At 68.1% G+C, this 20,625-nt stretch carries 20 protein-coding genes and 1 pseudogene; 3 read left to right on the forward strand and 18 right to left on the reverse strand.

Translation table 11 applies throughout. From position 1 onward, the window contains the following. Positions 1 to 13 precede the first annotated feature (13 nt). The 10 genes from paaD to Tchar_RS03270 all read right to left on the reverse strand — a co-directional run bounded on the left by paaD (position 14) and on the right by Tchar_RS03270 (position 7,786). Positions 14 to 556, reverse strand: coding sequence for a 1,2-phenylacetyl-CoA epoxidase subunit PaaD (gene paaD, locus Tchar_RS03225; RefSeq protein ID WP_144327651.1), 543 nt, complete (start codon positions 554 to 556; stop codon positions 14 to 16). A 32-nt stretch (positions 557 to 588) separates the two neighbouring features. Next, positions 589 to 1,380: a 1,2-phenylacetyl-CoA epoxidase subunit PaaC gene (gene paaC, locus Tchar_RS03230; protein ID WP_408033532.1), complete on the reverse strand. Its 792-nt coding sequence runs from the start codon at positions 1,378 to 1,380 to the stop codon at positions 589 to 591. Positions 1,381 to 1,388: 8 nt separating this feature from the next. Continuing rightward, positions 1,389 to 1,724: a 1,2-phenylacetyl-CoA epoxidase subunit PaaB gene (gene paaB / locus Tchar_RS03235; RefSeq protein ID WP_144327653.1), complete on the reverse strand. Its 336-nt coding sequence runs from the start codon at positions 1,722 to 1,724 to the stop codon at positions 1,389 to 1,391. A 71-nt stretch (positions 1,725 to 1,795) separates the two neighbouring features. Continuing rightward, complete coding sequence (gene paaA / locus Tchar_RS03240) at positions 1,796 to 2,803, reverse strand: 1,2-phenylacetyl-CoA epoxidase subunit PaaA (RefSeq protein ID WP_144327654.1); 1,008 nt, start codon at positions 2,801 to 2,803, stop codon at positions 1,796 to 1,798. Between the two features lie 36 nt (positions 2,804 to 2,839). Beyond that, complete coding sequence (gene paaK / locus Tchar_RS03245) at positions 2,840 to 4,165, reverse strand: phenylacetate--CoA ligase PaaK (protein WP_144327655.1); 1,326 nt, start codon at positions 4,163 to 4,165, stop codon at positions 2,840 to 2,842. A gap of 32 nt (positions 4,166 to 4,197) precedes the next feature. Then, positions 4,198 to 4,692, reverse strand: coding sequence for a hydroxyphenylacetyl-CoA thioesterase PaaI (gene paaI / locus Tchar_RS03250; RefSeq protein ID WP_144327656.1), 495 nt, complete (start codon positions 4,690 to 4,692; stop codon positions 4,198 to 4,200). Positions 4,693 to 4,919: 227 nt separating this feature from the next. Then, positions 4,920 to 5,930, reverse strand: coding sequence for a phenylacetic acid degradation operon negative regulatory protein PaaX (gene paaX, locus Tchar_RS03255; protein WP_201739286.1), 1,011 nt, complete (start codon positions 5,928 to 5,930; stop codon positions 4,920 to 4,922). Positions 5,931 to 5,987: 57 nt separating this feature from the next. Beyond that, positions 5,988 to 6,563 (reverse strand): flagellar transcriptional regulator FlhC, encoded by a 576-nt coding sequence (gene flhC, locus Tchar_RS03260; protein ID WP_144327657.1) that lies wholly within the window; start codon positions 6,561 to 6,563, stop codon positions 5,988 to 5,990. Between the two features lie 65 nt (positions 6,564 to 6,628). Continuing rightward, the gene (flhD, locus tag Tchar_RS03265; RefSeq protein WP_144327658.1) at positions 6,629 to 6,988 is read right to left on the reverse strand and encodes a flagellar transcriptional regulator FlhD; all 360 of its coding nucleotides are present in this window, start codon (positions 6,986 to 6,988) and stop codon (positions 6,629 to 6,631) included. Positions 6,989 to 7,216: 228 nt separating this feature from the next. Further along, a complete protein-coding gene (locus tag Tchar_RS03270; RefSeq protein WP_144327659.1) occupies positions 7,217 to 7,786 on the reverse strand; it encodes a cob(I)yrinic acid a,c-diamide adenosyltransferase in 570 nt (189 codons plus the stop codon). 90 nt (positions 7,787 to 7,876) lie between these two features. Between Tchar_RS03270 and Tchar_RS03275 the strand changes: the two genes are divergently transcribed. Continuing rightward, positions 7,877 to 9,301 (forward strand): FAD-binding oxidoreductase, encoded by a 1,425-nt coding sequence (locus Tchar_RS03275; RefSeq protein ID WP_144327660.1) that lies wholly within the window; start codon positions 7,877 to 7,879, stop codon positions 9,299 to 9,301. 88 nt (positions 9,302 to 9,389) lie between these two features. Here Tchar_RS03275 and Tchar_RS03280 read toward each other — a convergent pair whose 3' ends face one another. From Tchar_RS03280 to mnmG, 5 genes are all read right to left on the reverse strand, one after another. Next, entirely contained in the window at positions 9,390 to 10,175 is a 786-nt protein-coding gene (locus Tchar_RS03280; protein WP_144327661.1) for a class I SAM-dependent methyltransferase, read from the reverse strand. After that, positions 10,172 to 11,152, reverse strand: coding sequence for a ParB/RepB/Spo0J family partition protein (locus Tchar_RS03285; RefSeq protein ID WP_144327662.1), 981 nt, complete (start codon positions 11,150 to 11,152; stop codon positions 10,172 to 10,174). The genes Tchar_RS03280 and Tchar_RS03285 overlap by 4 nt, the downstream gene beginning before the upstream one ends. 125 nt (positions 11,153 to 11,277) lie before the next feature. Next, positions 11,278 to 12,048: a ParA family protein gene (locus tag Tchar_RS03290; protein WP_144327663.1), complete on the reverse strand. Its 771-nt coding sequence runs from the start codon at positions 12,046 to 12,048 to the stop codon at positions 11,278 to 11,280. A gap of 154 nt (positions 12,049 to 12,202) precedes the next feature. Next, the gene (rsmG, locus tag Tchar_RS03295; RefSeq protein ID WP_144327664.1) at positions 12,203 to 12,895 is read right to left on the reverse strand and encodes a 16S rRNA (guanine(527)-N(7))-methyltransferase RsmG; all 693 of its coding nucleotides are present in this window, start codon (positions 12,893 to 12,895) and stop codon (positions 12,203 to 12,205) included. After that, positions 12,892 to 14,889 (reverse strand): tRNA uridine-5-carboxymethylaminomethyl(34) synthesis enzyme MnmG, encoded by a 1,998-nt coding sequence (gene mnmG, locus Tchar_RS03300; RefSeq protein ID WP_144327665.1) that lies wholly within the window; start codon positions 14,887 to 14,889, stop codon positions 12,892 to 12,894. Before mnmG ends, rsmG begins: the two co-directional genes overlap by 4 nt. Positions 14,890 to 15,103: 214 nt before the next feature. Here mnmG and Tchar_RS03305 point away from each other — a divergent pair, with 214 nt between their 5' ends. Together Tchar_RS03305 and Tchar_RS03310 are read left to right on the forward strand one after the other, a co-directional pair. Beyond that, complete coding sequence (locus tag Tchar_RS03305) at positions 15,104 to 15,298, forward strand: YgaP family membrane protein (protein ID WP_144327666.1); 195 nt, start codon at positions 15,104 to 15,106, stop codon at positions 15,296 to 15,298. Positions 15,299 to 15,495: 197 nt separating this feature from the next. Then, on the forward strand, positions 15,496 to 17,388 hold the full coding sequence (locus Tchar_RS03310) for a sensor domain-containing protein (protein WP_144327667.1): 1,893 nt from the start codon (positions 15,496 to 15,498) through the stop codon (positions 17,386 to 17,388). Between the two features lie 133 nt (positions 17,389 to 17,521). Here the strand turns inward: Tchar_RS03310 and Tchar_RS13705 are convergent, their stop codons facing one another. The 3 genes and pseudogenes from Tchar_RS13705 to Tchar_RS03325 form a co-directional block, all read right to left on the reverse strand. After that, on the reverse strand, positions 17,522 to 18,367 hold the full coding sequence (locus tag Tchar_RS13705) for a putative bifunctional diguanylate cyclase/phosphodiesterase (RefSeq protein WP_328592027.1): 846 nt from the start codon (positions 18,365 to 18,367) through the stop codon (positions 17,522 to 17,524). A 184-nt stretch (positions 18,368 to 18,551) separates the two neighbouring features. Continuing rightward, positions 18,552 to 18,941: pseudogene (locus Tchar_RS14285) on the reverse strand (PAS domain S-box protein); the annotation flags it as partial. Between the two features lie 11 nt (positions 18,942 to 18,952). Next, entirely contained in the window at positions 18,953 to 20,518 is a 1,566-nt protein-coding gene (locus Tchar_RS03325; protein ID WP_144327669.1) for a methyl-accepting chemotaxis protein, read from the reverse strand. Positions 20,519 to 20,625: the final 107 nt, after the last annotated feature.

The raw sequence follows: 20,625 nt of genomic DNA on the forward strand, positions 1-20,625 counted from the left end.
GCAGGAACGACGGTCAATGGGGTTTGAAGTGGTCGAAGGGCTCGTGGCAGTCCAGGCACTGCCACAGGGCCTTGCAGGCAGTCGAGCCGAAGTGCGAGATTTCGCGCGTGTGCGTGGAGCCACAGCGCGGGCAGGCCACCGCCGCCGCTGACGCGGGCATGAAGCGCACGACGTGCTCGGCGGTCTGTGGCGCCGCACTGCCGCAGCGCCCCGGTGGGGCGATACCGTAGGCACGCAATTTTTCGCGTGCCGTCTCGGTCATCCAATCGGTGGTCCAGGGCGGCGCCAGCTGCGTCACGACACGCCCTGGCAGTCCCAGGCGCTGCAGCGTGGCGCGAATGTCGTCGGCGATTTGCGCCATCGCCGGGCAGCCGCTGTAGGTGGGGGTGATGACCACTTCCACCTGCGTCGGATCGTCGGCAGCGGCGCGCACCGCGCGCACGATGCCCATCTCGGTGAGCGTCACCACCGGGATCTCGGGGTCGGTCAGCGTCTCGAGCGCGGCGCGCACGCGCGCCAGCGTCTCGGCGGTGGGGGACGCGGTGACGGTGGACATGGCGGCTCGACCTCCTGCAGCCCGAGGTGAAATCACCAAACCGCCCCGGGGTGTGCGCGCGCCACGCACTGCATCTCGGCCAGCAGATAGCTCAGGTGCTCCGAATGCAGCCCGGTCTTGCCCTGTGGCACGTAGCCCTCGGCGCTGGGTCGGTGCAACGTGGCCTCTTCCAGGGTGGCGTCCACGGTCGCGTCCCACACCGGTTTGAGGGCCACCGGCGCCACGCCGACGCCGGCCTGCACCGCCGCGTGCTCCAGCGCGCTGTCGGTCCAGAATTCCTGCGTGTAGGGCATCAGGTGGTCGAAGGCGGCTTGCATGCGCTGGTGCGACTCCTCGGTGCCGTCGCCCAGCCGCACCACCCATTCGCTGGCGTGGCGCAGGTGGTAGCGCGCTTCTTTGAGCGATTTGGCGGCGATCGCCGCCAGCGGCGCATGCGCCGACGTCTGCAGCGCCTCCCACAGCGGCACCATCAGCGCGCTGTAGAGAAAGTTGCGCGCCAGGGTCACGCCCCAGTCCATGTCGCCCTGGGCGTAACCCACGCGCGGCAGGCTGGCCGGCAGCTCCAGCAGCACGTAGTTGCGAAAGGCGGGCGCATCGCGAAAGTAAGCCAGCGTATCCTCGGTGGCGTCACCCCCTTGCAGGCGCGCCGCCTCCTGGTACAGCAGGCGCGCCTGGCCCAGCAGGTCCAGCGTCTGGTTGGTCAGGGCCAGGTCCTCTTCCAGTACCGGGCCTACGCCACACCACTGGCTGTTGCGCTGCGCCAGCACCAGCGCGTTGTCGCCCAGATGCAGCAGGTAGTCGATGACGACGGTGTCGGTGGCCACGGCGCTCATCACATATGCCCCACTTCGGCTGGGATGTCGTAGAAGGTCGGGTGGCGGTAGATTTTGTCCGCCGCCGGCTCGAAGAATTCGTCCTTCTCGGCTGGGCGACTGGCCACGATGGCGGCCGATGGCACGACCCAGATGCTGACGCCCTCTTGGCGCCGGGTGTAGATGTCGCGCGCCATTTGCAGCGCATGCTGGGCGTCGGCTGCGTGCAGGCTGCCGCAGTGCTTGTGCTCCAGGCCTTGCTTGCTGCGCACGAACACTTCCCACAGCGGCCAGTCTTTCAGGGCCGGCGTGCTGGCGCCGGCGTCTGCGGCGGGTTGGTTGTCGCGGGTGCTCATGGTTGGATCCTCACGATGGATGAAAACGGCGGTGGCGGGCGGGTTGCGCAGCCGAGGCGTGGCACCCGTGCTCACGCCGCCTGTTTGTGGGCGCGCTCGCGCTGCTTGCGCGCGTGGGCCAAGGCGCCTTCGCGCACCCAGGCGCCGTCTCGGTGCGCCTTGATACGGGTGCCCAGTCGCTCTTTGTTGCACGGCCCGTGGCCGTTGACGGTTTGCCAGAATTCGTCCCAGTCGATTTCGCCGAAGTCGTAGTGGCCGCGCTCGGGGTTCCACTTCAGCTTCGGGTCGGGCAGCGTCACCCCCAGCACTTCGGCCTGGGGTACAGTGGCGTCGACGAATTTCTGGCGCAGCTCGTCGTTGCTGATGCGCTTTATGCCCCAGCGCATGCTTTGCTCGCTGTGCACGCTGGCGCTGTCGGGCGGGCCAAACATCGCCAAGCACTTCCACCACCAGCGGTTGACGGCGTCTTGCACCATTTGCCGCTGCTCGGGTGTGCCGCGCATCATGGTCAGCAGCAGCTCGTAGCCCTGGCGCTGGTGAAAGCTTTCTTCCTTGCAGATGCGAATCATCGCGCGCGCGTAAGGGCCGTAGCTACAGCGACACAACGGAATCTGGTTCATGATGGCCGCGCCATCGACCAGCCAGCCGATGACGCCAACATCGGCCCAGTTGAGCGTGGGATAGTTGAAGATGGAGCTGTACTTGGCACGACCGCTGAGCAGCTGCTCGATCAGCTCGGCGCGCGTCACGCCCAGCGTCTCCGCTGCCGAATACAGGTACAGACCGTGGCCTCCTTCGTCTTGCACCTTGGCCAGCAGAATCGCCTTGCGCTTGAGGCTGGGCGCGCGCGTGATCCAGTTGCCTTCGGGCAGCATGCCCACCACCTCGCTGTGCGCGTGCTGGCTGATCTGACGGATCAGCGTGCGCCGGTACGCTTCGGGCATCCAGTCCTGTGGCTCGATGCGACCATCGGCGTCGATGCGCGCCTGAAAGGCAGCCAGCTTGTCGGCGGGCTCGTCCGGCTGCAGCGGTTGCACCTTGCTTGCCGGGTCGGGAATGCTCAGGGCCTGCGTGTACATGGTCGGTCTCCGTGTTCAGGGGCGGTGGGTGTTGCGTCAGAGCGGTCGCGGACGCTCGTCTTGCACCCGCTTGGCCTTGCCGGTCTGGGTGCGGGGCAGGGTGTCGGCGTCGAGCACGGTCACGCGCGTGCTCACGCCGATGAAGGTCTTGATGCGGTGTTGCAGCTCGCGCCCGATGGCGGTGCGCTCGGCGTCGCTCAGGCGGCCGCTCAGGTGGCGCTGCAGCTCGCAGCGCACCTCCAACTGGTCCAGATGGCCGTCGCGCGTCAGCACCAGCAGATAATTGCCGGACAGCTGGGGGTCGCGCAGGATCTGCTCTTCGATTTGGGTCGGAAAGACATTGACCCCGCGCAAGATGATCATGTCGTCGGTGCGGCCGGTAATGCGGCCGATGCGCCGAAACGAGCGCGCCGTCGGCGGCAGCAGCCGCGTGCGGTCGCGCGTGCGGTAGCGAATCACCGGCATCGCCTCCTTGGTCAGCGAGGTAAACACCAGCTCGCCTTCCTCGCCGTCGGGCAGCACCTCGCCCGTGTCGGGGTCGATGATCTCGGGGTAGAAGTGGTCCTCCCAGATCACTGAGCCGTCCTTGGTCTCGATGCACTCGTTGGCCACGCCCGGCCCCATCACCTCGGACAGGCCGTAGATGTCCACCGCGTCCAAGCCCAGCTTGCGCTCGATTTCGGCGCGCATGCCCTCGCCCCACGGCTCGGCACCGAAGATACCGACCTTGAGCGGAATTTGATCGGGCCCGATGCCCAGCCGCTCGAACTCCTCGGCCAGCACCAGCGAGTACGAGGGCGTGACCATGATGATGTCGGGCTTGAAGTCCATGATGAGCTGCACCTGGCGCTCGGTTTGGCCGCCCGACATCGGGATGACGGTGCAGCCCAGCCGCTCGGCCCCGTAGTGCGCGCCCAGTCCGCCGGTGAACAAGCCGTAACCGTACGCCACGTGCACGATGTCGCCCGGGCGGCCACCGGCGGCGCGGATGGAGCGCGCCACCAAGTGCGCCCAGGTGTCGATGTCGCGCTGCGTGTAGCCAACCACGGTGGGTTTGCCCGTGGTGCCGGATGAGGCGTGGATGCGCACCACACGCTCGCGCGGCACGGCAAACAGGCCGAACGGGTAGTTGTCGCGCAAGTCGGCCTTGGTGGTGAATGGGAATTTGGCCAGATCGGCCAGGGTTTTCAGGTCGTCTGGATGGACGCCGGCGGCGTCGAATTTGGCGCGGTAGTGCGGCACGTTGTCGTAGGCGTGGCGCACGCTCCAGCGCAGCCGCTCGAGCTGCAGCGCTGCAATCTCGTCACGGCTGGCGGTCTCGATCGGCTCCAGATCGCCGGGACGCGGGGCTTTGACGGGCATCGGGGTCTCCTCGGATCGCGGGTGGGAAGGTGTCAAGCGGCCGGTCGGGTGGCGGCCTCGGCGGCGTGGGCCAGGCCAGCGATCACCTCACCGCCGAGCCGATAGCTTTTGCCGCGAAACAGCGCCACCGTGCGCCCGCCGCGCACGCGCACGGTGATGTCGTACACCCCGGTGCGCCCGGCGAGCGAACGCTCGACCGCCTCGGCCTCGAGCACGTCGCCTTCACGGGCAGGCGCTAGGAAGTCGATGTGGCAGGCCGAAGCCACCGTGTTGTGGTTGTAGCTGTTGCAAGCATAGGCAAAAGCGCTGTCGGCCAGCGTGAAGATCAGCCCGCCGTGGCAAATGGCGTGACCGTTGACCATGTCGCGCCGCACGGGCATCGACAGCACGGCCCGGCCCGGCGCGATGGCGTCCAGGCGCATGCCCAGCGCCTGGGTGGCGTGGTCGCGGGACCACATGGCGGCGGCCACTGCTTGCGCCAAGGCGTGCGGATCGGTGGGAACGGCGGGGGCGGGGCTGGCAGTCATCGTGATACAAAAACTCTGTCACATTTCACGGTTTCAGTATCACGCAAACGCCGCCCCATGGACACTGGGGTTTTCCCGAATAACCGACCAACGGCATCGGGGCCAACGGCATCGGGGCGAACGAGAACCCGCGTGCCCCGCGCGAGGCACGCGGGCGAAGGCGTCGCCAGTCGATGGCGCTGCGCCCCACCTGATCAAGGCCGCACGCGGGCGTCGGGAGCCACGCCTTACCGCGGGCGCGGCGTGCCCAGCGAACATTCGTCGTCGAGCGGCTCGAAGCGCTGCCACAGCCAGGGCGCCGCTGCCGGTACATACCCGTCGGCCCACTGCAGGGTTTGGTCCAGGTGCTGCTCGGCGGGCTGCAGCAGCAGTCGGTAGGCGCGCCGCGTCAACTGGCGGGCACGCTCACCCGGCCAGTCGCGCGGCAGCAGCTCCTGCGGCAATTGGGGGTCGCGCAGCAGCAACCGCCGCCAGTCATGAATCAACAACGTGCGCCCGACGAAGGCCAAGGGCGGCGAAGCCGGGGCGCGTTCCAGCTCGGCCACGATGGAGGCGTAGCGCTGTTCGAAGCCGATGTAGGCCTGCGCCAGCGCCTCCAGGTTCCAGGCCAGCCGCACCAGCTCGCGGTCGGCTGCGGTGCCGCGCAGCGGCAGACGCTCGGCGCGCAGGGCCAGCAAGTCGGCGCGGCGCGCGCCCAGCCCGTCGGCGTGCAGCGCGTCGAAGGTCGCGGCCACGTCCGCGCTCGGATGGATGAAGGTGTTGCCGGCCAGCTCGCCGTAGCCCTGCCAGAACAGCGAGCGGCGCAGGCGATCGCGCTCGCGCGCCGACCAGGTGCCGGTGGCCAGTAGCAGCCGCCAGTGCAGATCCCAACGCGGGGCGCGCGCGGCATAGATCTGGCGCGCCGCCTCGGCGATCCGCGCCTGTCCGCTGGGACTGAGCAGGTAGTCGGTACGGCGGCCACACGCTTGGGTGACCAGCCAGCCTTCTTGCACCAAGCGGTACACGGCGGTGCGCACCAGTCGCTCGTTGACGCCCAGCGGCGCCAGCAGCTGAATCAGGCTGCCCAGCCACAAACGACCGCCGCGAGGCAGCACGGCGTCGCCAAAGACGGTGATGATCAGCGAGCCCGCCTGCACGCGATCTTGGCGCACGAAAGCGTCCCAGCGCGCGCTCAGGTGCGCATGGGGCGAAGTCGGCACAGGGGCAGCGGGAGACGGTCGCGGCTTGGCGGGCGTCATGCCCGTGATGGTAGCGCGCGGCACCGGGCGTGCCCAGCGCCGTGCCGCGGTGCCGCTTCAGTCATCCGCGCGCAAGCCGCCCGCGGTGCGGCCCTTGCCGGCGCGCGCCGGCGGCTTGCACAGCCCGCAGACATAGTGGCGGGTGTTGATATACGGGTCGGCCACGAAATACGCACCGCAGCACGTGCAGCGGGCGCGTATCAGCATCTTGGCGTCACAGAACTTGGCCAGCCGCCAGGCGCGGGTGAACGACAGCAGCGGCTCGATACCGCACAAGCGCATCTGCTCCTCGTACAGGCGCCAGGCACGCATCGCCGCCTCGATATCGTCCAGGGCGGCGTTTTTCAGCAGCGACTGGCGAATGTTCTCGAACAGGGAGGCGTGGATATTGGGCTGCCACTGCAGGAAGTAGTCGGTGGAAAACGGCAACTGGCCCTTGGACGGCGAGCGGCCTGTCACCTCTTTGTAGAGCTTGAGCAGGCGCTCGTAGGGCAGGCTGGTTTCGCTTTGCAGCACCTGCAGCCGCGCGCCCAGTTGGATCAATTGCACGGCCAGCTCCACTTCGCGCGCTTCTTGCAGGATGCGGGTGGACGCAGACGACCGGGCGGCAGGGGTGGCGATGGCAGCAGTCATGGCAGGCTCCAGGGCAACGAGGGGACGATCGGGCAGCGGATGCGTGGTGGGGAAAGCCAGGCGCTTCAAACGGTGGCCAGGCGGGTGGCCATCAGGATCTGGGCGTGCAGACGCTGCGCGGCCTCACCCACGGTGCGCTGCGGCGCGTGGCTGCTGGTCAGCAGCTTGAACACCAGCTCATCGTCGGCCTGGAAGCGGCACAGCAGCGTATTTTGGTTGGCCAGCTTGATCAGTTGCGCCGGCGACAGTGCGGCAATCAGCTCGGCCGACTCTTCCGACAGCCCAAGGCGAAAGGTGGCCTCGGCCTTGTCGGCACGAATCAGGCGCTGCGCCAACATCAAATACGTGAGATTGGCCTCACGAATCTCGGCGAGCAATTGCTCGCGCTCGGCGTCGGTGGCGATCGGTGTGGCGGCGATGGTCATGGCGGCTCTCCTGTTCAACGGGGTTGGGCGGTGCGGCTAACACAGCCCGAAAAGCGTTGGTTCGTTGAAAAGGATTGTGAAAACCGCCCTCCTTTGCTTGAATCGGAAGGTGTCTGATCGCCCTGTCGGTCAGCGGAGGAGGCGTGTCAGACAACTTCCTACATCCGCTGCCACACGGGCGCCGCGCACCCGCTGGGCCCCCGCCTGCCCACACCCCGCCGCGGTGTGTCAAGCCGACGCCGCGCCGCGCTGCAACCGCTCGCTCTTCCAATACACGTCGTCGCCGCCGTCGACGCGGTTGAGCACGCGCGCCAACACGAACAGCAGGTCCGACAGGCGGTTCAGATACTGCCGTGGCGCGTCGTGAATGGCCTCCTCGTTGCCCAGCGCCACCACGCTGCGTTCGGCGCGGCGCGCCACCGTGCGGCACACATGCGCCTGGGCCGCCGCCCGCGTGCCCCCGGGCAAGATGAACTCTTGCAGGCGCGGCAGCTGGGCGTTGTAGTGGGCCAGCGCCTCATCCAGCGCCAGCACCGCCTCGGGCTTGAGCAATTCGTAGCCCGGGATGCTGAGCTCGCCGCCGAGGTTGAACAGCTGATGCTGGATGTCCACCAGCACGGCGCGCACGTCGGGCGGCATCGGCTCGCACAGCAGCAGCCCGATGTGCGAGTTGAGCTCGTCCACGTCGCCCATCGCGTGTATGCGCAAGCTGTTTTTGCTGACGCGCTGGTTGTTGCCCAAGCCGGTGGTGCCGGCGTCACCTGTGCGGGTAGCGATTTGCGTGAGGCGGTTGCCCATGGAATCTGTCCTGTACTGCGCGGTCCAAGCCGATAATGGCACCATTATCGGCAACCGGCCGCTGTCGTCGCTGCACCGCCTGGAGAGCCCATGAACGCCCCGCTGTCTGCCCCTCTGCTGCCCGAAGTCCACCCGCGCCCCTTCCCGCCCGAGGCGCTCGCTGCCCTGCAAGCCCGCTTTGGCGGGCGCTGCAGCACCGCGCTGGCCGTGCGGGAGCAGCACGGGCGCGATGAGTCGGCCTTCACCCACGTGCCGCCGCCGGCGGCGGTCGTCTTCGCCGAATCGACCGCCGACGTGGCCGACGCGGTGCGCATCGCCGCGCACTGGCGCGTGCCGGTGATCCCATTCGGGGTCGGCTCCTCGCTCGAGGGCCACCTGCTGGCCGTGCAGGGCGGCATCAGCCTGGACCTCAGTCGCATGAACCAGGTGCTGGCGGTGCAGCCGGAAGACCTCACCGCCACGGTGCGGCCGGGCGTGACGCGCAAGCAGCTCAACGAGGCCGTCAAACACCTGGGGCTGTTCTTCCCCATCGACCCCGGTGCCGACGCGTCGCTGGGCGGCATGGCCGCCACCCGCGCCAGCGGCACCAACGCGGTGCGCTACGGCACCATGCGCGACAACGTGTTGGCGCTGGAGGTGGTCACCGCCAGCGGCGCGGTGCTGCGCACCGGCACACGCGCCCGCAAAAGCAGCGCCGGCTACGACCTGACGCGCCTGTTCGTCGGCAGCGAGGGCACGCTGGGCGTCATCACCGAGCTGACGCTGCGCCTGTACCCGCTACCGGAGGCGGTGTCGGCAGCGATCTGCTCCTTCCCCAGCGTCGAGGCGGCCGTGCGCACCACCATCGCCATCATCCAGATGGGTATTCCGATCGCGCGCTGCGAGCTGCTGGATGCACGCACCGTGCGTGCCGTCAACGCGCACAGCAAGCTGGGCCTGCGCGAAGAGCCGATGCTGCTGATGGAGTTCCACGGCTCGCCCAGCAGCGTGCGCGAGCAAGCCGAGCTGGTGCAGGCGATCGCCGACGAGCACGGCGGACAGGCGTTCGAATGGGCCACCACGCCCGAGGAGCGCACGCGGCTGTGGACGGCGCGCCACAACGCCTACTTCGCCGGCGTACAAAGCCGCCCGGGCTGCCGCGCCATCACCACCGACGCCTGCGTACCCATCAGCCGGCTGGCCGACAACGTACTGGCCGCGGTGGCCGACGCCGAAGCCGCCGGCCTGCCCTACTTCCTCGTCGGTCACGTGGGCGACGGCAACTTCCACATGGGCTATCTGATCGACCCGGATGACCCCGCCGAGCGGGCGACAGCCGAACGCCTCAACCACGCGCTGGTCGAGCGCGCACTGGCCAGCGGCGGCACCTGCACCGGCGAGCACGGTGTCGGTCTGCACAAAATGGGCTTTTTGCGCGCCGAAGCGGGTGAGGAGGCCCTGGCCGTCATGCGCGCCATCAAGGCCGCGTTGGACCCGCAGGACATCCTCAACCCGGGCAAGGTGGTGGCCCCGTGAAGCGCGGCCGCTGGCGGGAACGACGCACGTCGCGGCACGTGGCGTCGCAGCCGTTTGGTCACCCCAGGCTCAGCACCAGCCGCTTGCCCTAGGCAGACGCGGCCAAGGGTGCACCGTTGCTGCCGCGCTGATACAGCCACAACGTCCGCCCATCCGGGCAACGCCACACGCCGCTCGGGGTCCAGCCCGGTACGTCGAACTCCAGGCTCAGCAACCAAGCGCCCGGTCGCAGCTCGCGCTCGGCCTTGGCGGCAGCGCGCGGCATGGTCTCCGGGCGCTGGAACAGGTACACCGCATCGTACGGCGACCAGTCGGCCTGCCAAAAATCGCCCACCCGCACCGTGGCGTGTGGGCAGCGCTGGCGCGCCAGCAGTGCCAGCACCCACGAGCGCTCGATCCCCGCCAGTTCGGCGTCGGGGTAAGCGCGCTCCAGCGCCCGCAGTCCGTCGCCCACACCGCAGCCGGCATCCAGGATACGCGCGCGCGGTGGCAGCCACAGCTGCTCGCGCAGGCCGTCGAACGCCCCGGCAGGGGTGGGGTATAGCGGCGCGTCACGCCAAGCCCGCCATGGATACAGCAGCAGTCCCCCCAGCAACAACAGCGCCCACACCCACGACGGCGGCAGCGGCAGTAGCCCGGAGGCCAATACCCACGACAACGGAAAGCCAAGCGCCATCACCATGCGCCGCATCGCGGTGCCGCGGTGGCGCAAGGCCACGGCCACGGCCACGATGGCGACGATACCGAAGGCCTCGGCCACCGGGCGCTGCAGACCCAGTCGCAGGGCCGCAAAGCCGGCCCACGCCGCCAGCCACAGCGTCAACGCCGGCAGTGGCCAGCGGTCGGGGGCGGAGGCAGGGGCAGCGCGCTTCATCCGTGCAGCGCACGCAACCGCTCGATCAGGCCGTTGAGTTCGTCCAGCGAACCGAAAGCCACCGCCAGCTCGCCCTGCTCCTGCACCCGCCCTTGGCGTTTGACGCGCTTTTTGATGCGCACCTCCACCGTCGCCGCCAGCAGCTCCGACAACTCCTCCTCCACCCGGCGCACGTCGCGCGATTTTTCCGCCTTCGGCCGTGGCGGTGTCAGCGCAAACTCGGCTGCCAGCCGTTTGGCCAGGGCCTCGGCCTCGCGCACCGACAGACCCTTGGCCGCGATCTGGTGCGCGGCGGTGATCTGCACCGCCCGGTCCAGACTCAGCAGGGTGCGCGCGTGCCCCATGTCCAGATCACCGGCCAGCAGCATGGTCTGCACCGGCTCGGCCAGCTGCAGCAGCCGCAGCAGATTGGTCACCGCACTACGTGATCGCCCCACCGCCTGCGCTGCCTGCTCATGCGTCAGGCCGAATTCGTGGATCAAGCGCTGCAGGCCCTGCGCTTCTTCCAGCGGGTTCAGGTCCTCGCGCTGGATATTTTCGATCAACGCCATCGCGGCGGCGGCCTCGTCGGCCACCTCACGCACCAGCACCGGTATGTCCTCCAGGCCAGCCAGGCGGGCCGCACGGAAACGCCGCTCCCCGGCGATGATTTCGTACACCGGCCGCGCGCCACGCGGCAGCAGAGGGGCAAACGGCTGGCCAGCGGGGCTGGCGTGCCAAGCGGCCAAGCGCTGCGCGCCCACGTCGTCGGCCAGGCGGCGCACCAGCACCGGTTGCATCACGCCTTGGGCGCGGATGCTTTCGGCCAGCTCATACAAGGCGCCTTCGTCCATCCGCGTGCGCGGCTGGTAGGCGCCAGGCACGATGTCGCTCAGGGGCAAGCGGCGCGGCGCGTCGGCCGCGGCCTCGTCGTCGACCGCCGGCCCCAGCAGGGCTTCCAAGCCGCGGCCCAATCCTTTGGGTTTTTTGTTCACCATGGTGTGTCTCATTCAGGGGTTGCGGCGCCCATCGGGGTCGAACGGCTGCGGCCTGCTCCCGCAGCGCACGTAGCACAGCGCCTGGGCCCGAGAGGGCAGCGAACCGTCATGTCAACAAGCCGACCTCACATGCGCTCGACGCGCACCACCATTTCGCGCGCGAATTCGACGAAGGCCTTGGCACCGCGCGCCGACGGGTCGAACACCACGCCGGGCAGCCCGTAGCTGGGCGCTTCGGCCAAGCGCACGTTGCGCGGAATCACGGTGTCGAACACCTTATCGCCAAAATGCGCTTTCAGTTGCTCGCTGACTTGCTGCTGCAGCGTGATGCGGGTGTCGAACATCACGCGCAGCAAGCCGATCAACTTCAAATCGCGATTGAGGTTGGCGTGCACCTGCTTGATGCTGTTGACCAGGTCTGACAGACCCTCGAGAGCGAAATATTCGCATTGCATCGGCACGATCACACCGTGCGCTGCGCACAATCCGTTGAGGGTGAGCAGGCTCAGCGAGGGCGGGCAGTCTATCAATATGAAGTCGTAGTCGCCCTGCACGGCCGCCAGCGCCTGGCGCAGACGGTGCTCGCGCTGCGGCAGCTCCACCAACTCCACCTCGGCGCCGGCCAATTCGCGGTTGGCGCCCAGCACATCGTAGCCGGCCGCCTCGCTGCGGCGCGCCGCATCAGGCACGGCCGCACTTCCCAGCAGCACCTCATAGACCGTGGGGCGCAGGGTACGCTTGTCCACGCCCGAACCCATGGTCGCATTGCCCTGCGGGTCCAAATCGACCATCAGCACGCGCTGACCCACCTGGGCCAGCCCGGCGGCGAGGTTCACCGCGGTAGTGGTCTTACCCACACCGCCCTTTTGGTTGGCGACGCAAAAAACGCGAGCCATCGTCAGCCTCCAGCCCAGATGCGATCGCCGGACAGAGGTCGCGTCTGCCCTCTCGGGGTGAAGCAGAGTGCGGTGCGCACAAGCGAAAGACGAGCAAAGCCAGCCATGGGCGAATCGAACCTCGGGCGTGTGGTTTTTGGCGGACGTGGCGAGTTTACGGGGATTCGACCGGCGCGGGCCGCATCCACACCAAACAGCGCTGCGCATCCAGGCCCGGCACCGTCAATGGTTCCACGTGAAACACATGCACCGTGGGCGGCAGGGCCGCGATTTCGTCCTGCGGTACCCGACCCTTCATCGCCAGCCAGACCCCGTCCGGCGCCAGTGCCAGCCGCGACCAGGCGGTGAAATCGGCCAATGAGGCGAACGCGCGCGACACGATCACGTCGTACGGCCCAGACAGCGCCTGCACCCGTGCGTGCACGCCGTGCAAATGGGGCAACCGCAGGGTGGCGGCGATTTGCTCGATGAACGCAACTTTCTTGGCCACCGCATCGACGCAGGTCACCTCCAGATCGGGGCAGGCGATGGCCAGCACCACCCCCGGCAATCCCCCTCCCGAACCCACGTCCAACACCCGCCGTGCCGGCGCCCGCATCGTCACAGCGGGCAACGCGGGCAACCCCGATTGGCGGCGCAACGGCACCACCACCGCCAAGCTATCCAAAAGATGATGCGTCAGCATTTGCGCCGGCTCACGCAGCGCCGTGAGGTTGTAGACCCGATTCCAGCGCTGCAGGGCGTCCAGATAGGCCAGCAAACGCGCTTCAGCCCCTTCGGGCAACACCAGGCCGAGCGCCGACAGGCCGGTGCGCAGCGCGGCGGCAGCGGGCTGCATGGTCGTCATGCTGCGCGCGCCGCCGCGGTATCGTCGTCCGCGGCCGCCGCCAGCGCCTCACCCCCAAAGCCCTTGAAACGCCCGCGCTTCAAATGGATCAGCAACAAGGAAATCGCCGCCGGCGTAATGCCCGAGATGCGGGCCGCCTGCCCCAGGGTTTCCGGCCGATGCTGCTGCAACTTTTGCCGCACCTCGATGCTCAACGCAGCCACCTGCATATAGTCCAAGTCGGGAGGCAGCTTCAGGTGCTCGTAACTGGCGGCGCGCTCGACTTCGTCGCGCTGGCGCTCGATATAACCCGCGTACTTGGCGCCAATTTCCACCTGCTCCACCACCGGCGCGTACAGCGCGCCCAAGGTTTCACGTGAAACATCGGTGCTGGACCAGCGCCCACCCTCCAACGACATCAAGGCCTCGTAGCCGACACCGGGGCGGCGCAACAGGTCGAACAGGCGGTATTCGTGCTCGATGGCCTTGCCCAACACCCGCTCGGCCTCGGCGGCCGAGACGATGCGCGGGTTGACCCAGGTCGATTTCAGCCGTTCGGTTTCACGTGAAACGGCGTCGCGTTTGCGGCAAAACGCCTCCCAGCGTGCGTCGTCCACCAAGCCCAGGCGGCGCCCGATCTCGGTCAGCCGCAGATCGGCGTTGTCCTCACGCAGCTGCAAGCGGAATTCGGCGCGGCTGGTGAACATGCGGTAGGGCTCGGTCACGCCTTTGGTGATCAGGTCGTCCACCAACACACCCAGATAGGCCTCGTCGCGGCGCGGCACCCATGGCTCGCGCCCCAGCACCTGCAGCGCTGCGTTGATACCGGCGTACAAACCCTGCGCCGCCGCCTCCTCGTAGCCAGTGGTACCGTTGATCTGCCCAGCGAAAAACAGCCCGCCGATGGCCTTGATCTCGAAGGTCGAGCGCAGCGCGCGCGGATCGAAATAGTCGTACTCGATGGCGTAGCCTGGGCGCAGGATGTGCGCGTTTTCCAAACCGGCAATCGAGCGCACCATGGCATATTGGATATCGAACGGCAAGCTGGTCGAAATACCGTTCGGGTACACCTCATGGGTATCCAGCCCTTCCGGCTCCAGGAAGATCTGATGACTGTCCTTGTCGGCGAAACGGTTGATCTTGTCTTCGACGCTGGGGCAGTAGCGCGGGCCCACCCCTTCGATCTTGCCGGTGAACATCGGGCTTCGGTCGAAGCCGCTGCGGATGATCTCGTGCGTGCGCGCGTTGGTGTGCGTGACCCAGCACGGCACCTGCGCAGGGTGCATTTCGGGCCGTCCCATGAAGCTGAACACCGGTACCGGCTGGCCCTCGGTCTCCGACCCCGGCATACCGTCACCGGGCTGCACCGTGCAGCGCGACCAATCGATGGTGCGCCCGTCCAACCGCGGCGGCGTGCCGGTCTTCAGCCGCCCCTGCGGCAGCTTGAGCTCCTTCAAACGGGCCGACAAGCGCACCGCTGGCGGGTCGCCCGCGCGCCCGCCGCTGTAGTGCGCCAGGCCGACGTGAATCTTGCCGTCCAAAAAGGTGCCAGCGGTCAACACCACCGCACGCGCGCGAAACCGCACACCGATCTGCGTCACCGCCCCCACCACGCGGTCCCCCTCCAGCATCAGATCGTCCACCGCCTGCTGGAAAAGCCACAGATTGGGCTGATTCTCCAGCCGGCGGCGAATCGCCGCCTTGTACAGCTTGCGGTCGGCTTGCGCCCGTGTGGCGCGCACCGCCGGGCCCTTGCTGGCATTGAGGATGCGAAACTGAATCCCCGCTTCATCCGTGGCCAGCGCCATCGCGCCACCCAGCGCGTCCACCTCCTTGACCAAATGGCCTTTGCCGATGCCGCCGATGCTGGGGTTGCAGCTCATCTGTCCCAGGGTTTCGATGTTGTGGGTGAGCAACAGGGTGCGACAGCCCATGCGTGCCGCGGCCAAGGCGGCCTCGGTACCGGCGTGCCCGCCCCCGACGACGATGACATCGAACTCCTGCGGATACAGCATGACCCCACGCTCCAGCGACGACGGACCGCCACCCACGACAGGCGCGGCCCTCTCCAGGACAAGGTGTCGATTGTCCCACGTTCGCCGCCAGCGTGCTCACCGCGCGGCCATGCCCCTGGAAGGTTGCCGGCGGCCGTCGACAGCCACGTACTTTCGTCGTACAGTGCAGGGTATCGCGACACCCGATCACAACACCCTTCGAGGAGGTTTGGACATGACACGTAACGTGGGCGGCATCGACCGCATCCTTCGAATCGTCATCGGCATCGCGCTCATTGCCGCTGCGGCCACTGGGGCCATTGGCATGTGGGGATACATCGGCATCCTGCCACTGGCCACCGGGTTGATCGGCTGGTGCCCGCCCTACGCCATCTTTGGCATCAACACCTGCAAAACCAAGAGCGAGTGATACCGGCAGCGGGGAAGACAGCGGCGAGCCCGCGGGTGCGCCGGATCGCCCTTGGGGCTTATGCACTGTTGGTGCTTGCGCTGGCAGGCGGGATTTGGTTTGGCACTGGCGGACCCACCACGCCGGCGCAAGCCACTCCAGTGTCGCCAGCGGATCGGCTCTCCTTTGGCGAGGTGTATCGCCAGCAAGGCGTGCCGATGTTGTGGATCGACCCCGACAGCGGCACCATTGTCGACGCCAACGATGCCGCAGCAGCCTTTTACGGCTACTCGGTACTCGAATTGCGCCAGCGCACGATCCAGTCGATCAACCAACTCACGGCCGAACAGGTGTTGGCCGAGCGCCTGCGCGCCGCCCAACAACAGCGCAACAGCTTCATTTTCCCGCACCGCCTGGCCGGCGGTTCCATCCGTCAGGTGGAAGTGCATTCGGTGCCCTATCGATTGGGTGAACGCACGCTGCTGCTTTCCTTCATTCGTGATGTGTCGCCGCAGTGGCTCAGTACCCATGAACAGGTTCGCTACCACGAGCAGCTCGAGCAGGCCGTACAAGCCGAACGGGCGCGCGCCGACGCCGCCCAGCGGCAACGGCAGGCGCTGCTGATCGCCGCGGTGCTGCTGGCCACCAGCGTCGCGGTATTGGCCATTTTGTTGCGGCGTCAGACCCGCTTCTTGGCACTAGAAGCCGGACGCGCTCGCGACGCCGAACACACCGCGCGCGCCGCTTTACAGCGCGAACACGAAACCTTGCGCAAACTCGCCAGCGCCCGCCAACGCCTGCAGCACCTGGTGCACGGCACCGCCCTGGCCACGTGGGACTGGGACCTGCAAACCGACTGCATCGAAGTCAACGACCGCTGGCGCGCCATGCTCGGCTACGACGGGGTGACGCTGCCCCAACTGGACGGTCGCCGCTGGTCGGCGCTGCTCCACCCGGCCGACCGCACGTTGTGGGAGCAGGCCTGGGCGCGCCACGTCAGCGGACAGCGACCGCTGCTGGAGTGCGAAGTGCGGCTGCAGCACCGCGACGGTCGCTGGATCACGGTGCGGCTGCGGGGTCAGGTGGTGGCGCGCGACGAGGCCGGGCACCCGCAGCGCGCCGCGGGCATCGCACTGGACGTCAGCGCCGAGCGGGCACAGCAGCAAGCCTTGGCGCTGGCAGACCAAGTGTTCAACCACACCCAGGAGGCCATCCTGGTCACCGACCTGCAACAGCGCATCGTGCGCGTCAACGACGCCTTCACCCGCCTGACCGGCTACACCGCCGACGAGGTGCTGGGCCGCACGCCAGCCGTGCTGGCCTCCGGGCGACACGACCGCGCCTTCTTTCGCGACCTGTGGCAGGCTCTGCACAGCCAGGGTTTTTGGAGCGGCGAAATCTGGAACCGTCGCCGCGACGGCTCGCTGATGGCCAACTGGATGTCGATCAGCGCCGTGCGCGGGCCCGGCGGCAGCGTCGAAGCCTACGTTGGCTTGTTCCATGACATCACCGCGCGCAAGGCCAACGAAGCCGAACTGCGGCGCGCCGCGCTGTTCGACCCCCTCACCGGCTTGGGCAACCGCGTGCTGCTGCAGGACCGCCTGGAGCAGGCGCTGGCCCGCAGCCAGCGCAACGGCACCCACCTGGCCGTGGTGATGCTGGACTTGGATGGCTTCAAGCCGGTCAACGACACCTACGGACACGCCGCCGGCGACCGCTTGCTGGTGGCGCTGGCGCAACGCCTGCGCCAGTGCACGCGGGAAGTGGACACCGTGGCGCGGCTGGGCGGCGACGAATTCGTGCTGGTGTTGCCGGACCTGGCGCGCCCCACCGACGTCGAGCCGCTGCTAGAGCGCATCTTGCACGCTGCGGCCACGCCGTTCGACGACGAAGCCGGCACGCTGCGGGTGTCGGCCAGCATCGGGGTCACGTTCTACCCACAAACCCCTGCGGTGGATGCAGCGACCCTGCTGCAACAGGCCGACCACGCCATGTACGCCGCCAAACGCGCTGGCCGCAACCGCTGGGCCATTTGGCGACCAGACGGCGAGGCCACCGCCGGCGCGGCGGCCCCCGTGACCTCCGCGGAGCTCACGCCGCCTGCGGCGTAGCCGACTCGGACCAACGGGCCCGGATTTCCAGCATCTGCGGCAGCTCGTCCAAAAAAGCATCCACCAGGCGCGGCTCGAAGTGTCGCCCACGCTGCTTGTTACACCTTCGATCGAGCGCCTAGACATCGCAAGGCTACACTTGCGCGCCCGTCACGGGATGGAGTTGGGCCAACACCGCCTGCGCAGGCAGCGCCGGTGCGTACAACCACCCCTGAAAAACCGGGCAGCGACAGCGGCGCAAAAAGGCCAGCTGGGCGGCGGTCTCCACACCCTCGGCCACCGCCTCCAAGCGCAGGGTACGCGCCAGCGCAAGCATACCGCGCACCACGGCGGCATCCGTGCTGTCGTCCGGGATGTGGCGCACGAAGCTGCGATCGATCTTGAGCCGCTGCACCGGCAGCTGCTTGAGCACCGCCAGCGACGAATGGCCGGTGCCGAAATCATCCAGCGCGATGCACACCCCCAAATCGGCCAGCGCCGCCACGGTGCGGCGCGCCTGCTCGGCATCGCCCATGGCCTGGGACTCGGTAATCTCCAGCTCCAGTTGCTGCGGCGCCACACCATAGCCTTGCAGCAGATCGCGCACCTGCGCCACCAACGCCGGCTGGCGAAATTGCTGGGGCGATAAATTGACCGCGACCCGGATGTGCAGCCCCTGATCGGCCCAGGCCCGTAATTGGCGGCACGCCTCACGCAGCACCCAGTCGCCCAGCGGCAGGATCAGACCCGTAGCCTCCGCCACCGGAATGAAGCGCGCTGGCGGGACCACGCCCAGCTCGGCATCGGTCCAGCGCAGCAACGCTTCCACACCCAACACCGTGCCGCTGCGCACATCCACCTGGGGCTGGTAGTGCAGCGCCAAACCGTCGCTGCGCAAGGACTCGCGCAGGCGGGCGGCAACCTGCTGCAGCACGCGATCGCCCACCGGATGGCCGTAGGAGTCGTTGATGCCTTTGAAGTCGTCCAAGTCGAGCAACAACAGCGCCGCAGTGTGGCCGTGGCGCTGCGGCCACCGCCGTCCGCAGCTGTGTAAGTAATTGACTGCGATTGAGCAGGCCGGTCAGCACATCGTGCGCAGCCAGATTCGACAACTCCACGATCAGCCGCCGCTGCTCGGTGACGTCACGCACGAAAGCGACGGCGCAGGGCTCGTCATGCCACATGGCCACGCCCAGCGCCACGTCCACCGGCACCAAGCTGCCGTCGGCACGGCGCAGCATCAAATTCGGCACGCGCCCCATCGGGCGCGGGTGGGGCGCGTCGAAAAAGGCGTGCACGCGCTGGGCGTGTGTGGCGCGCGCTGGCAGCGGCAACAGCAGGTCCAGCGGCTGTCCGCGCAATTCGTCCTCACGGTAGCCGGCCAGCCGCTGCAGTGCCGGGTTGACCGCCAACAAGCGCCCTTGCCGATCGACCACCAGGATGCCGTCCGGGGCATTGTCGAACACCCCACGCGCCAGCGTGTCCAGCGACTGCCGCAGCGTTTCACCCACCGAGCGGGCCCACTGCGGGGGCGACGTCGGCAGGGGCGGGCGCCCTGGCAGCGATGATGACATGGCAGCCCCCCTCAGGCCGCTGCGCCGCGCCACACGGCCACGGCCTCGGCCAGGCGTTCGGCTTGCGCGTGCAGGCTGCGCGAGGCTGCGGCCATTTCCTCCACCAGCGCAGCGTTGTTTTGCGTATTGCGGTCCAGCAGCGCAATCGCCTCGCCGATCTGCGACACACCGCTCGATTGCTCCGCGCTGGCCGAGGCGATTTCATTGACCAGCTGCGTGACGCGCTGCACCTGCTGCACGATCTCGGCCATGCGCGCGCCGGCCTCGCCCACCTGCGCCGCGCCACCGCGCACCTCTTCCACGCTGGACTGAATGAGCCCCTTGATTTCCTTGGCCGCCGCCGCACTGCGCTGCGCCAGCGAGCGCACTTCGCCGGCCACCACCGCAAAGCCGCGTCCGGCCTCGCCCGCGCGCGCTGCCTCCACCGCCGCGTTCAGGGCCAAGATATTCGTTTGAAAGGCGATACCGTCGATGACGGCGACGATCTGCTCGATGCGCTGCGAGCTGGCCGTGATGCGCTCCATGGTCTGCACCACGGTCTGCACCACCTGCCCGCCGGCGGTGGCCGCACCGCTGGCTTCGGCCGCCAGTGCGCTGGCTTGGTGGGCGCTATCGGCGTTGTGGCGGACGGTGGCGGTGAGCTCCTCCATCGAGGCGGCGGTCTGCTCCAGGCTGGCGGCGTTGGATTCGGTGCGTGCCGACAGGTCCGCGTTGCCTTGCGCGATTTGTTCGGCCACCGCGCCCAGGTTGCCCGCTTGCAACGAGACGTCATCGGTGAGCGCGCGCAAATTGAGCCCGGCCTGGTTGATCGAGCGCATGATCATGCCGATGTCATCGACCCGATTCAGATGCAGGCTGTCGGCCGGTGAACCGCTGGCTACCGCCTGCGCGCGCTGCCGGATGGCGGCCAGCGGCCGCACGATTTGTGCGTGCAAAAAGGCGTGCGCCACCGCCGCCGCCAACAACGCCGCGCCGGCCACCGCCGCCTCGGCCGCCCAGTCGCCGCCGCGCAGCGCCATGGCGGCCCCGGTCAGCACCGGCAGCAGGGCCGCCCCCCACACGGCTAGCGCCACGCGCGCGCCGGTGGAGAGTTTTTGAAAGACGCTGCGCCACGCGCCCCAGCCGGTGTGCACGATCAGGCCGCGGTAAAACGCCAGCCCGCGCGCCTGCCCCTCGCGAAAGCGGCGATACAGCGCCTCGGCGGCGTCGATTTCGGCGCGCGTGGGCGCGGTACGCACCGACACATAGCCCACCACCTGCCCGTCGCGCACGCGCGGCGTGGCATTGGCGCGCACCCAGTAGTGGTCGCCGTCCTTGCGGCGGTTTTTCACCAGCGCCGTCCACGACTCGCCCGCCTTGATGGTGGCCCACAAGTCGGCAAAAGCCTCGGGCGGCATGTCCGGATGGCGCACGATGTTGTGCGGCTGGCCCTGCAGCTCCTCGGCCGTGAAACCACTGACCGCCACGAACGCGCTGTTGGCGTAGGTGATGCGGCCCTTCGGGTCGGTGGTGGACAGCAGGGTCTGACGGCCGTTGAAGCTGTATTCACGTTGGGTGACAGGCAGATTTTGGCGCATGGAACCCCCCCGGTTTGAAATACCCAAATGTGACATGTAATAGCTCTAGAAAAAGTGGGGGGGGGGGGGGGGGGGGGCATCGCGCCCTTCGATCTCGATCGGGTGAC

Origin of the sequence: Tepidimonas charontis (assembly GCF_007556685.1) — a bacterium.
Classification (GTDB): Bacteria; Pseudomonadota; Gammaproteobacteria; order Burkholderiales; family Burkholderiaceae_C; genus Tepidimonas; species Tepidimonas charontis.